Origin of the sequence: Heminiphilus faecis (assembly GCF_008728965.1) — a bacterium.
GTDB classification, from domain to species: Bacteria; Bacteroidota; Bacteroidia; order Bacteroidales; family Muribaculaceae; genus Muribaculum; species Muribaculum faecis.
Genome location: NZ_VSMC01000004.1, coordinates 60,060 through 74,428, shown reverse-complemented (window position 1 = coordinate 74,428; position 14,369 = coordinate 60,060). Strand labels below are relative to the sequence as shown.

Below are 14,369 nucleotides of genomic sequence, written 5' to 3'. Positions count from 1 at the left end.
TTAGGCCGCCATCTCAGTTCTCATATCATTGCTAAGTGCATCATTCTCAACAACTTTACAGGATGAGCCTAAAAACAGTGTGCAAAGTAACTAATTTTTCTGCATTTATGCAAATTTTCACGTCTTTTTAATAGGCTTACTCCTGTTTTTCTTGTTTTTCAAATCTTTTGTAGAAAATATTCCCGAAGTACTTCAGCGCTCAATTGCGATGAAGTGTATAACGCCAGCATGGACGGACGTTCTTTTTCCGCAATAAAACCGAGTAATGAGACGGCAAGAGTATCCTTATCGTACGCCTCAAAATAGCTGAAGCCGTAAGCGTCTGCAAGTTTTGCTACCGGAAACGGACGGTCTACCACAAAATACTCATCCAGTTCTTCAAGCTGTGACGTACTTTTTATAAACCGGAATATTCCTCCCCCGCCGTTACAAAGCACTATCATTTTGAATTTCGGAGTGATGCAAGGGGCTGCAAGAGCTCCAATGTCGTACTGAGCGCTCATGTCGCCGGTTATAAGCAAGGTAGTTCCGTTATAAACGGTTGAAGCTCCGACTGCAGTCGATGTGCTGCCGTCAATACCGCTCACTCCGCGGTTGCAGTCACATCGCGCCACCACCGACGAAGAAAACAGCTGCGCATACCGTACGGCTGTACCGTTGGACAACTGAATGTTGCATCCGTCAGGCAAATTATTGAAAACATATCGCATGGCCGTAAGATCACACCACGGCACGGTGTCAAGATACCGCTCATGTACTCTTTCACCTTCGTCGGCTACAGTATGCCATTCTTTTCTGAAATTACAATGTGAAGTATCAGCCTCGGACAATGCTTCGGCAAGATCTAAAAAAAAGCATCTCGGCTCTATATTCACACTTACCGTAAGTTTGCGGAAGCAATCTACAGTATCGTCAGTAAATCCGACATGCCAATGTTCCTTTATGTCGGTCGTTCTCAGATACTGCTTTATAAAACGCGACACGATAGCCCCGCCGACAGTAATGACAATGTCAGGACGCATATTGTATTTCCTCACATCATCCATCGCCGAAAGTGTGGCATCAATGCGCCCTATGAACATATCTGAATGAAGATTGGCCACAGTTTCGGTCATAACAACGACATTATCACGGACTGCCAAGCGCTTCAACGCGTCAAGCAACTCACTGTCGGGCTCCATAAAGCCGGCGATAATCATTATCTTAGACGACAAGCCACATCGGCCGATAAGCCGCGTCATATCATCATAGGACAATCGTTGTTGCGCAGACATGCGAGTTATGTCGCGCGAAGTCCACCGAGTATCATTAAAGCAAGCCATGCCGTCCAACGGATTGTCAAGCTGCACGTTTATATGTACGGGTGATTTACGCCCCGATACGGCACAGAGCAACGCATCGTTGACTACACGATTGGTATACCACTGCATATTGTCGGCGCTGCAGTCGGCCGGTATGTTATAACTACGCTTGACGTAGTGTGACAAAGCCTCGTATTGACGCAATGTCTGACTGTCATCCTGATCAATCCACTCCATCGGTCGGTCGGCCGATATTACAATCAACGGCACACGCCTGTAATAAGCCTCGGCCACGGCAGGAGCATAGTTAAGTACCGCAGTGCCTGATGTGCATACAAGAGCCGCAGGCTTGCCGCTGACCGACGCCTTGCCCAACGCAATGAAGGCAGCGCTACGTTCATCGATGACCACAGTCTTTTTTAAAGCCGCGCACTTCGACATGGCAAGCACAAGCGGGGCATTACGTGATCCGGGTGACACTACGACCTCTTCAATGCCATGCTTCACAAGCAGCGATACGATTATATTGCATGATACTTTATCAGTTGTATTCATATCAATTTATTTCCACAAAGTTAATCAACTTTTCCAATATATTTCTTTAGATTCACCGACTTCATAAAACGAATATTTCCGCATATTTGTTACATTTGCAAAAACATTTGTCATGAACCACGGATATTTAAGGGTAGCGGCGGCTGTTCCTAAGGTAAATGTCGCCGACGTAGATTACAACATAGCTTCAATTGAGGCAATAACTGCGGAGACAGCGGCTATCGGCGCTTCGGTAATAGTATTTCCGGAGCTATGTGTCACGGCCTATACATGCGGCGATCTGTTTCACAACTCGACTTTGATTGAGTCCGCATTGAGAGGTATAGAAAAACTCACCGTTTTTTCCGCTACGACAAAAGCCGTAATTATAGTAGGAGCGCCGTTATGCGTCGACGGACAGATGTATAACTGTGCTGTAGCCATATCCGGAGGTAAAATAGCCGCAATTGTGCCAAAGACATATCTGCCCGATTACAATGAGTTTTATGAAAAACGATGGTTTATGTCTGCTCCGGACACCGACATATCGTTTATCTCTGTCAACGGGCAAAATAATATTCCGTTCGGCACCCGGCAGCTATTGAATATCGGCGGGGTGAAATGTGCGATAGAGATATGTGAAGATCTGTGGACCGTGATACCACCGTCGTCACGAGCCTCACTTGCCGGAGCGGAAGTGATATTTAACCTCTCGGCTTCCGACGATATAATAGGTAAATACGGATACCTTCAAAACCTTATACAACAGCAGTCGGCCCGTTGTATGGCAGCTTACATATATTCATCGGCAGGATACGGAGAGTCATCCACCGATCTGGTATTTGACGGTAAAGCCATAATAGCAGAAAACGGGACACTGATTGCATGCAATAAGCGCTGGAGCCATGAACCGAGCCATACAGTAGCCGATATCGACATAGAAGCCCTGCGCCGCGACCGTATGCACATGCGTTCATTCGGTGACTGCACGCGAAGAGAACTTCGGCTGCCCTATCATATATCCGATACAGCGGCCACGATACCCAGCACCGATGACAAACTGATGCGTACAATAAATCCTCGACCGTTTGTTCCGGCATCGGGCGAGATTGTGGACCGCCGTTGCGAAGAGATTGTAAATATACAGATAGCGGGGCTGGCACGCAGACTTGAGGCTACCCGTACCAACCGGCTCGTAATCGGCATATCGGGCGGATTGGATTCTACTCTTGCGTTGCTGGTGGCTGTCATGACATTTGACCGTCTCGGCCTTGACCGTAAAAGCATAACAGGCATAACCATGCCCGGCTTCGGTACTACCGACCGCACATATACCAATGCCATGGAACTTATGAAAGCTCTCGGCATAACAATACGCGAGATTCCGATCGCTGCATCGGTAAAACAGCATTTTCAGGATATAGGTCATGACATAAACAATCATGACGTGACATATGAAAACTCACAGGCACGTGAACGCACGCAAATACTTATGGATGTCGCCAACCAGACAGGAGGCATGGTACTCGGCACCGGCGACCTGTCGGAACTCGCTCTCGGATGGGCCACATACAATGGTGACCACATGTCTATGTACGGCATCAACGCCAGCATACCAAAAACACTTGTACTATATCTGGTAAGATGGTTTGCCACTCATGCGTTCAGCGACAAAGAAAAATCGACACTCGAAGACATAATCGACACTCCTATAAGTCCTGAACTGATTCCGGCTGACTCCGACGGCAATATAAAACAGAAGACAGAGGACCTTGTGGGGCCGTATGAACTGCACGATTTCTTCCTATATTATATATTGCGCTACGGCTTCTCGCCTAAACGCATATTCTTCATGGCCCGTCATGCTTTTACCGGTACCTATGACGATGATGTCATCAGACATTGGCTGAAAATATTTATAAGAAGGTTCTTCAACCAACAGTTCAAACGCTCATGTCTTCCCGACGGCCCCAAAGTAGGCAGTGTATGCCTGTCGCCACGCGGTGACTGGCGTATGCCCTCCGACGCATCGGCAGCTCTATGGCTCTCAGAATGCGAATCATTGTAACGATGACATTTATTTCTTAAAACTTAATACATTATATATAGGACGGATACGGCTTTATTATCAGCCGTATCCGTTTTATGTTTTGTAACATATGTAACATAATAGGATTTCTCATAAAAAATTTATAATTTGCGGCTCACTAATTTTAATAAACAACATTGTATAACTAAAACTCTCTAATAACATGAAGGTTTACCAAACAAACGAAATCAAGAACATAGCCCTGCTTGGAAGCAAGGGCTCGGGGAAAACCACACTCGCCGAAGCAATGCTTTACGAGTGTGGAGTTATAAAACGTCGCGGTACCGTTGAAGGCAATAATACGGTCAGTGACTATTTCCCGGTGGAGAAGGAGTATGGCTACTCGGTATTCTCTACCATTTTTTATGCTGAATTTCTTAACAAGAAATTAAATGTAATCGACTGTCCGGGCAGCGATGACTTCGTGGGCAACGCCATCACTGCTCTGAACGTAACCGATACAGGAGTGATACTTATTGACTCACAATACGGAGTAGAAGTAGGTACACAGAACATATTCCGCACTACGGCTCAGTTAAAAAAGCCAGTCATATTTGCCATGAATCAGCTTGACGGTGAAAAAGCAGATTATGACAATGTAATAGAACAGATGACCGAAATATTCGGTCCGAAAGTCACCCCTATACAGTACCCGATAAACGTAGGTCCGGGCTTCAACGCCATGATTGATGTTCTTCTCATGAAGAAGTACTCATGGGGCCCCGACGGTGGAGTGCCTACGATTGAAGAAATACCGGCTGAAGAACATGACAAAGCACAGGAACTTCACCAGAAACTCGTTGAGGCCGCAGCTGAAAATGACGAGACTTTGATGGAGAAATTCTTTGACCAAGGCCATCTCTCTGAAGACGAAATGCGCGAAGGCATACGCAAAGGACTTGTTGACCGCTCGATATATCCAGTATTCTGTGTAAGCGCACTCAAGGATATGGGTGTACGCCGTATGATGGAGTTCCTCGGCAACGTCGTGCCGTTTGTGGAAGATATGCCGGCACCGGTCGACTCGGAAGGTGACGAAATTAAACCCGACAGCAACGGTCCGCTCTCGCTTTTCATGTTCAAGACTACTGTGGAGCCACATATCGGCGAAGTAAGTTACTTCAAGGTCATGAGCGGCACCCTTACTCCCGGCGTTGACCTGAATAACATGGACCGCGGAAGCAAAGAACGCTTGGCTCAGATATTCTGCGTATGCGGCCAAATCAAAACTCCGGTCGACAAGTTATGCGCAGGCGATATAGGCGCTACGGTAAAACTGAAAGATGCCCGTACAGGCAATACTCTTAACGAGAAAGGATGCGAATACAAATTTGACTTCATCAAGTATCCGGCTCCTAAATATCAGAGAGCCATACGCCCCGTAACAGAAAGCGATGCGGAGAAACTCAGTGAGATACTCACCCGTATGCACGAAGAGGATCCGACTTGGCAGATAGAACAATCCAAAGAGCTTAAACAGACAATTCTGTCGGGACAAGGTGAATTTCATCTGCGCACACTAAAATGGCGTGTGGAAAACAATGACAAGTTACCTATTGTCTTCGATGAGCCCAAAATACCATATCGCGAAACCATCACAAAGGCTGCCCGTGCCGACTATCGTCACAAAAAACAGTCGGGAGGCGCCGGACAGTTTGGAGAAGTTCATCTTATCATAGAGCCTTACACTGAAGGCATGCCTGCACCGGATACATATAAATTCGGCAATCAGGAATTCAAGATGAATGTTCGCGACACTCAGGAGATACCTCTCGAATGGGGAGGCAAGCTTGTCATTCACAACTGTATAGTGGGCGGTGCCATTGACGCTCGTTTCATCCCGGCTATAGTCAAGGGACTTATGGACCGCATGGAGCAAGGACCGCTTACAGGTTCTTACGCACGCGATGTGAGAGTTTGCATATATGACGGAAAGATGCATCCGGTTGACTCCAATGAAATTTCATTCCGTCTTGCAGGACGTAACGCATTCAGCGAAGCGTTCCGTAACGCCAACCCCAAGATTCTCGAACCGGTTTATGACGTGGAAGTTATGGTGCCTGCTGACGTGATGGGCGATGTAATGAGCGACCTGCAAGGACGCCGTGCCATAATAATGGGAATGTCGAGCGACAACGGCTTCGAAAAGATTCAGGCACGAGTACCATTGAAAGAGATGTCGTCATACTCTACGGCACTTAGCTCCATAACCGGCGGACGTTCTTCATTTACGATGAAGTTCTCGTCATACGAACTTGTTCCATCCGACGTACAGGAAAAACTCCTCAAATCATATGCGGAGACATCCACCGACGAATAATGAACAAAAATAGTAAAGGCCATCGACAATGTCGATGGCCTTTACTATTTTTGTTCATTATTCATTTAGAGAGTCATATCAAGAGCCATGTAGTGTTCACGCGGGTGATCACATGCAGGACATTCCTTCGGCGGCTCTTTACCTTCATGTATATATCCGCATACAAGACACTGCCATTTAATTACATGGTCACGTTTCCATACGGTACCGGCCTTAACCTGCTCCAGATATTTCTCAAAACGGTCGCGATGATGCTGCTCTATCTCAGCTATTTCTCTAAAATGACTTGCTATTTCGGGGAAACCCTCTTCATCAGCTACCTTGGCGGCGGCAGTGTACTGCTCTACCCCTTCTTTCTTCTCTTCTTCGGCCGCAGTGGCAAGATTGGATGCGGTATCGCCTATGACACCTGCATCTACATCAAGGACACACTCTACAGAACCACCTTCAAGAAATTTAAAAAAGACTTTTCCATGACGTAGTTCATTGGCTGCAGTTTCCTCAAAAACCTTTGCTATGGGGAAATAGCTCTCTTTTGTAGCCTGCGCGCTATAATACATATAACGACTGTAAGCGGCCGATTCACTCATATAAGCATTTACAAGATTTTTTTCGGTCTTAGTACCTTTGATACTTTTATTTTTCTTGCTGTCCATTGTTATTGATGATATTTAATTAGACATATTGTACTATCAATTATAAAAACACTTGACAGCAAATTATGTTTGTACCATAATCAATATTACATCAATGACATGTCTATATATGTAAATTATAATTTGTTGAGCTTAATTCACCCTTAAGACCCAAATATTAAATTTTTAATATCAAGAACATAAATTAAGTATAAAACGTTGTCAAATTGTAACTACCTCTAAAAACGCCAGACGTATGATATACAAGAAAGAGATTGCCGGAGTAATCGCAATATTGATGCTGATGGCTTGCAGCCACAGTCTGTGGGACAGTCTGCCGGGCCCCATCAGCACATTTATATCAACATACTATCCACTGTCAAATATAAGTTCTTACGACGAAAACAACGGCACCTACTATGTCACGATTAAAAACGGAGCCTCAATAACTTTTGACAGCGACTTCCAGTGGACATATATAAATGGGAACGGCGAAAAACTACCACAGATATTTGTTGAAGACAAACTGGAGCCCAAATTGGTACAGTATCTAATGGAGACAGAGAGTGTGGGTGAAGTCTTTGCCGCACACAATGAACCCCGCGAAGTCATACTTGACATGCTTGATTACAAAATACGTTATATAAAGGAGTCGGGTGAAATCATGGAAATAAGAGAATAACCATATTTTAACGTGCCCCCAATCTCATACCTACTTACGATAAAACCGCATACGACTGCGATACACGGGAAATTCCACTGTCAATATGCCGGCACCATCTATTGATGCATAAGTATCGTCATCCATCGGTTCCAACAGACTGTCATACCACACCAAATCATAGTGTCCTACAAAACGTGTGGGCTTCATACGTCCTTTGATCATAAGCGGAGACCACTGCGACGCATTGACTTCAGCTCCCGACTTGTAAAGGAGCAGATAGCTATCATTATACCGTATAATATAAAATGTATAGCGTCCACCCAGCCGTGCGCGATTATCATCTGTGTCTCTATCAAGATACATCCACAGTCCTTCTGTAGGATCGACAGAATTTTCAAGCATTGACAATACTTCGGTTTCCGTAAGTGGACATGTCAACATTGCCATGCGATTTTCAGGACACTCAACTACAAGCGACTGTACATTCAGTTCACCCGCCGATATTATCCTGCATTGAGGTAATACGGGTAGAGCCACCATTATATCCAGTACTTTTTCAAGCCTCTTGGATCCGACAAAAACCTTCATTCGTCCCCCGCTCCACTCTACGGCAAGAGTATTGTAACCGTTATATGAGTCGACGCCCTTCTTCACCGATATCAATTCTTTAACCTCATCGCAACCGCCATGCATTGTACCATACTCTATATCAAGCACTCTTTGATCGGTAAGATGTCCAAAGTCTATATTGCGGGCCTGAACACGTACGTAATCATAATCATATTGGGTTCTATAGTTCCAAGCGATACTCCAATAATCAGAACTTTTACCATATCGTTCTCGATTGGAAGTCAATGCTGCACGAGCCTCTATAAGTATTTCACATGACATAGTGTCGATATAAAACACGCAATCGCTCTTATCCAGCTCTTCCGGAGAATAATATGATCTGACCTGAGCATGACATAAGGCTACAGAAATTAGAGCAAGTAATAATAGAATTTGTTTTTTCATGGACCGAATGTATTTAAGGAATTATGCTACAATAATTTTTTCACCGTTTCTACGAACTCCGATTGTCCCATATCCCACGGTAGCCAATGTATAGTAAAGCCTCGTCGCTCCATTCCGCGGAACCATGTCATCTGACGTTTGGCAAATTGATGAATCGCAATCTCAAGCTGGGAAACCATATCGTCATACTGAAGCTGTCCGGTGACATACAGCGTCAGATATTTATACTCAAGCCCGTAATATATCAGGTCGTCAGGCTTTACTCCTCCATCAATAAGCGCTTTGACCTCGTCCACCATACCTTCGTCAAGACGTTTTTTCAATCTTGTCGTTATGCGGCGACGACGATTCTCACGATCGATGTCGACACCGACAATCGTGACATTTTTCATCGGATGCGGTTCGGTCAATACGGCTTCATCGGGATGCTCACGGTAATACATCTGTATTTCGATCGCTCTTATCGCTCGCTGACAGCTATCGACATCAGTCGTGTTATGAAGCACTTTTATACGCGACAGCATCTCCGTAAGCTCGGCCAAAGATCTGCCTTTAAGCCGAGTTCTTAAAGCCGTATTCTCCGGAACTTCGGGAAGACGCACACCATTAACTACCGATTCGACGTACAATCCCGTACCACCACAAAGTACGGGCATCCGTCCACGATCACATATATCATTATATACAGTATCGAAATCACGCAGATACTCATATAGATTATAACGATATCCCGGTTCACAGATATCAATCATGTGATAAGGTATATCGCCATACTCCGCCAAATCTTTGCCAGTACCGATATCCATGCCTCGATACAGCTGACGAGAATCAGCACTTATAACCTCTCCACCAAGAGCTTTGGCCACATCCACAGCACGTCCGGTCTTTCCCGACGCCGTAGGTCCTGTAATAACAATCATCTTAGGTGATGTTTTCTCCACTGACATATTTACGCCATAATTTACGAAGCTGGAAAAATGGCCGATCTTCATTGTCATCGGCAATCATAAGCCATACAGGATCATTGAAGTCCACGTCAATATCATCAAGATCGCGAAGGCGGAATGACGGTTTATAATGCTTTATACCATAAAGCCGGTGTCCCTTGCGATCATAAGTCTTGCTTGCCATAGTCACCGTATATATACGATGGATTTCGCTCGTAAGAAGCGACGACGCAAGACCTTCACTCAACATTCTCTCCAGATGTGACTGCTTATACCACTTGCCGTTAAAATCAGAACCCTCAATCGAGTTATGTGACTTCAGCACACATAGGTAATGAAATATATTGCATGCCGACTCTTTATTTGCATTTACATACAGAAAACGCATATTGAACTCATCGCGCAGACCCGATATTTGCTCAAACATGACTTTCGCATCATTTAAAGTCATCCTCTCCCGATATGGTATATTGACCGATGCAGGTGTGTCTTTCCGAGAGCCTTGACCGGCTACATCGTCAAGAAACACACTGTCGCCGGAAACGATTATATAACGCAACAAAGTCGATGATACCTTCATTGTAGCGTCACCTACTATATTCTGCCTGAAAAACAAATAAATATTGAAATACCTGCGACCAAGATATATTATTGACAGCACATACAGTATTATCGGAATCCACACATAATAAAACAGGTCAGCATGGTTAAGATTGACATTGGAATACTTCATATAATAGTATATCCATGTATAGGCCGTGATGCCTGCCGATATAAATATCAGCATCCGTAACTGATAACGGCTTTCGCTACTGAACACTTTTCCGATAAAACCGCGCTCAGACGGTGTACCGTACCGTATGCGACATTCTTTACAAAAACCTATCTTATGTCTGCGCATATAGGCCCATAAGGTCACGACAAGCGTTACAGGAGATATCACAAGGATGGTTATATACGGAATTTTTCGGTTTGCCGTTCCTACAACATACTCCTGAGGATCAATAAACTTCATATAATACAAGTTTATCGTCACCATAACTATTGCAGCGACAATAAGTACCCGTGTCATCATGAACGGAAGCATGTTGCACATCGGAGTATCGGAATTACGCAATATATTCAAGCGTCTTATAAGGAGAAATTCCATAAAGAGCACAACAGCCGGCAGCCATATCTTCGACACATACATTGACACGAAAAGTATCACGACCAGTGTACCCACTGATCTTATCCAGCTATACAGAAGACTCTGAATACCGAAAAAATTAGCTTTATCGCGGCTGTATTCATCCATATTACTTCAAATTACGGTCAAAGAAGTTAAGCATGTTGAGATATACGAGCGAGCGAGAATTGCATCCGTTGATCGAATGGTTCATATTGGGGAACAGCAACATATCACAAACCTTACCCGACGACTGCAAGGCCGATACATACTGCATAGTATTCATCAGATGCACATTATCGTCAGCCGTACCGTGCATTATCAAAAGAGGAGTCTTGATCCGGTCCACATAATTGACAGGCGCGCTGCTGTTGTAACCATCCTCGTTTTCCTGAGGAGTAAGCATATATCGTTCGGCATATACCGTGTCATAATAACGCCAGTCGGTAACTGGAGCTACAGCCACAGCCGCATCGTAATCATATTGTGATGCAGCCATAAGACTTTCATATCCTCCATAACTCCATCCGAATATACCTACTTTGGACACATACGGCAACGACGCCGCATATTTGGCCGCATTTATCTGGTCTATAGTCTCATAATGTCCAAGGTTTCTATATACACAATCCTTAAATGCTTTTCCGCGGCCTCCTGTACCACGACCGTCCACACACATAACTATATAACCCTGCTGTACAAAAAAGTAATCCCAGTCCATACGCCAACGGTCAAGAACTTCCTGTGAGCCGGGCCCGCTGTATTGATACATTATAACCGGATATTTTCGAGACGATGAGAAATCAGAGGGTTTAAGCACAAAACCATTCAAAGTGTATCCGTCAGAAGCGACAGTAAAGAACTCCTTTGTCGGTATATTGCCGTAACGAGCTCTCACACCGGCATTGTCTTCAAGTATCCTTATCTCCTTGCCGGCAGAAGTGCAAAGCGTATGTACAGGAGGAGTGGTGACATTGCTGTAAGAGAGTGTCATATAAGCCATATCGGGAGAAAAAGAAGCCGATGACACACCTCTCATATCACCTAAATCTGTCACCTTACCCTTAGCATCGACACGACTCACCACTCGATTTACTGCACCCGATACGGTAGACTGGAAATAATGCACACCCGACACAGGCTCACAGCCATAATAAGCAGTCACGTCAAAGTCGCCGGAAGTAACCTGACGCATACGGGCTCCCGAATAACTGTATTGATATACATGATTGTATCCCGACTGCTCTGAAGTAATCATAAAAAAATCAGGATAAAACTTTGTGTTTTCCCATGCCGACGGATCTATCCATCCTGTAGAGGCCTCATCGACATACACGGATTTGGCTACAGTCGACTTAGGATTGACAGCATACATCTCAATACGGTTTTGCGCACGGTTAAGAGTGGTTACCATAAGCCGTTCGGGACGGTAGGCATAAGCTATACGCGGTATGTATTCTATACGTTCGTCGTTAAATACAATATCCTTGGTCTTGCGCGTATCTATGTCATAGCTGTGAAGAGTGACACGCGAGTTTGGCTTTCCGGCAACCGGATATTTATATGTATAGCGTCCCGGATACAATGTATAATCGGTTTTAGGGTCACATGTGCCTTCATACAATGTAAACGAATACATTGGCACATCAGTCTCATTATATTTCAGATAGCAAAAAGTAAGATTGTCAGGTGACCACACCATAGAACAAGTGGTGTCAAACTCCTCCTCATATACCCAATCGGGCACACCGTTTATAACTTTATTTATCTCTCCGTCCTTGGTTACCGCAACTTCAGTGTTATAATCAAGTTTACGTATATATATATTATTGTCGGCGACAAACGCTATCATGCGTCCGTCAGGCGACCACTGGGGAGCACGCTGAACCGGATGCTCGGTACTCAACGGAGTAAATATGTTATGACGGACCTCATAAACATAATAAGCTGCCTTAGATGACCTGCGGTATATAGACTCCGACTTCTCACACACCAATATATAGGATTCATCCGGACTTAGAATATAGGATTGAATAGATTTGATACGACTTTCACGCGCAGTCTCAACATCAAGCATTACTCCCAATTCCTTGCCCGATTTTATATCGTACTTAACTATGCGCTTGCCATCGTCGCTTATCGACACATATGTTTTGCCGTCGCCAAGATAAGTCATCGCACCCGGTGCTGCCGAAGCGTTGGCGGGATATACATAAGGAGCAATATCGTCGGCGGTAACCGCTGCCGACAGCGGACATACGGCAACAAGTGCGGTGCCGATCAACGAATAAAATAACCTTGAAACATTCATTTTTTGCAACTTTATTAAAACACTTTAAGGATTAAAAGAGCGACATCTGGGCCGAATTTTCAGGCGGAGTCTTTCTTGCCGGTTCCTGATAGCCGAAGTCTGTGTCAGAAGTCACCGCGGTAGTCTTGGCCACCATACCTTCCGGAGGGGTTCCCACAAGCCACTGTGTATCGTCGAGGGTCTCGTCTATAGCGGAAATTTTGGGGACAGTCTTTTTGCGCCGGCGCACTTTCTCCGCAGGCTTGGGCGCACTGTCATTACTTATCTCTTCCAACGCTTTTTTAAGCCGAGCCTCTTCTTCGGCACGTTCACGCATTGTCTGGTCTATACCCTCCTGAAGCAGAGAGTTGGCACGTTCAAGCTCCGCTATACGAAGTGCCTGCTTGTCTTTATCGCGACGAAGCTCTTTTATTCGACGGTCACGCTCGCCGATAATCTCTTCAAAACGCGCCACCTTTTCCTGAACATCATTTGCTATAGCCAGCGTAGAGTTGGCATTATCAAGCTCTTCACCCGTAATCCGGAGTTTTTCAAGCGTATCGTCATGCTCTTTACGAAGCACTTCAAGCTCCGACTTCACGCTCTCAAGTTCCTTGTTTGATTTTGCATTCATATTACGAGTCTCCGACAACATGAGGTCGGCCATAGCCATACGCTCCTTATATTGCACGGCTGTCTCCTCCGATTCCTTCTTAAGACTGTCGATTTCCGCCCTTAAAGCATCCAGTTCCGAACCTGATACCGCCCCGTCGTCAGCTTTAGCATCGCCCTCAAGCACACCGATTACTTTTATCTTGTTCAGCAGGCTGCGGTTTTCAAGATTAAGCTGCTCTTTTTCGGCTTCAATAGTCTTTATACGCATCTCAAGCTCCTGTACTTTGTTATTCAGAGCGCGTTTCTGACGGTCAGCGCTAAGACGCTTCTGCTCCGAGTCATTTTCCCGGCCTTCGGCCGACTTGCACTTTTCTTTAAGAGCTTCGATTTCGGTTTTAAAACGGTCCCTTTCCGAACGCACATCCGTATCGGTCTCGCTCTTTATACGATGACGTTCTGATACAAGGTATTCCTGAAAAGAAGCATCCAACGCATCGTAAAGATAACGACGCTGTGCCTCCTTGTCAAGACATCGTTTTATAAAATCGGGCTGTGCATTATTGAAAACCTCGAGTATACCGTCAAAAAAAGTCAAAGGAAACTCATCAGACTCTTGCCTTACGGCAGGTCGAATATGGGCCCCATCATGCCGGTCATCGACATACGCCGACGGTTCCTGCGATCTATTATAAGGGTGGACTGCGGTTGAAGGAGCATCATTGTTATCATAATCCTCACCTCCTCCGAAGCCAAAAGCTCTGCCTAAAGCTTTAAAGAATGCCATAATCTTCT

Annotated in this window: 10 protein-coding genes; 3 read left to right on the top strand and 7 right to left on the bottom strand. The window is 45.0% G+C overall.

Annotated features, from left to right (window positions below):
• Window positions 1-158: 158 nt before the first annotated feature.
• Entirely contained in the window at window positions 159-1,856 is a 1,698-nt protein-coding gene (gene menD / locus FW767_RS02845; RefSeq protein WP_121699205.1) for a 2-succinyl-5-enolpyruvyl-6-hydroxy-3-cyclohexene-1-carboxylic-acid synthase, read from the bottom strand.
• 112 nt (window positions 1,857-1,968) lie between these two features.
• Here menD and FW767_RS02840 point away from each other — a divergent pair, with 112 nt between their 5' ends.
• A complete protein-coding gene (locus FW767_RS02840) occupies window positions 1,969-3,903 on the top strand; it encodes an NAD(+) synthase (protein ID WP_121699206.1) in 1,935 nt (644 codons plus the stop codon).
• Window positions 3,904-4,087: 184 nt separating this feature from the next.
• Window positions 4,088-6,244 (top strand): elongation factor G, encoded by a 2,157-nt coding sequence (locus FW767_RS02835; RefSeq protein WP_121699207.1) that lies wholly within the window; start codon window positions 4,088-4,090, stop codon window positions 6,242-6,244.
• 65 nt (window positions 6,245-6,309) lie between these two features.
• Here FW767_RS02835 and rbr read toward each other — a convergent pair whose 3' ends face one another.
• Window positions 6,310-6,900, bottom strand: coding sequence for a rubrerythrin (gene rbr / locus FW767_RS02830; RefSeq protein ID WP_121699208.1), 591 nt, complete (start codon window positions 6,898-6,900; stop codon window positions 6,310-6,312).
• A gap of 235 nt (window positions 6,901-7,135) precedes the next feature.
• Here rbr and FW767_RS02825 point away from each other — a divergent pair, with 235 nt between their 5' ends.
• A complete protein-coding gene (locus FW767_RS02825) occupies window positions 7,136-7,561 on the top strand; it encodes a hypothetical protein (protein ID WP_121699209.1) in 426 nt (141 codons plus the stop codon).
• A gap of 30 nt (window positions 7,562-7,591) precedes the next feature.
• Here FW767_RS02825 and FW767_RS02820 read toward each other — a convergent pair whose 3' ends face one another.
• The 5 genes from FW767_RS02820 to FW767_RS02800 are packed head-to-tail and all read right to left on the bottom strand — an operon-like array spanning window position 7,592 to window position 14,361.
• Window positions 7,592-8,557 carry a hypothetical protein gene (locus FW767_RS02820; RefSeq protein ID WP_147438757.1) on the bottom strand — a complete coding sequence of 322 codons (966 nt, stop codon included), beginning with the start codon at window positions 8,555-8,557 and terminating at the stop codon, window positions 7,592-7,594.
• 26 nt (window positions 8,558-8,583) lie between these two features.
• Window positions 8,584-9,477: a tRNA (adenosine(37)-N6)-dimethylallyltransferase MiaA gene (gene miaA / locus FW767_RS02815; protein ID WP_121699259.1), complete on the bottom strand. Its 894-nt coding sequence runs from the start codon at window positions 9,475-9,477 to the stop codon at window positions 8,584-8,586.
• Between the two features lies 1 nt (window position 9,478).
• Window positions 9,479-10,801 carry a hypothetical protein gene (locus FW767_RS02810; protein WP_121699211.1) on the bottom strand — a complete coding sequence of 441 codons (1,323 nt, stop codon included), beginning with the start codon at window positions 10,799-10,801 and terminating at the stop codon, window positions 9,479-9,481.
• Between the two features lies 1 nt (window position 10,802).
• Entirely contained in the window at window positions 10,803-12,983 is a 2,181-nt protein-coding gene (locus FW767_RS02805) for a S9 family peptidase (RefSeq protein WP_121699212.1), read from the bottom strand.
• A gap of 31 nt (window positions 12,984-13,014) precedes the next feature.
• Complete coding sequence (locus tag FW767_RS02800; RefSeq protein WP_121699213.1) at window positions 13,015-14,361, bottom strand: coiled-coil domain-containing protein; 1,347 nt, start codon at window positions 14,359-14,361, stop codon at window positions 13,015-13,017.
• Window positions 14,362-14,369 lie beyond the last annotated feature (8 nt).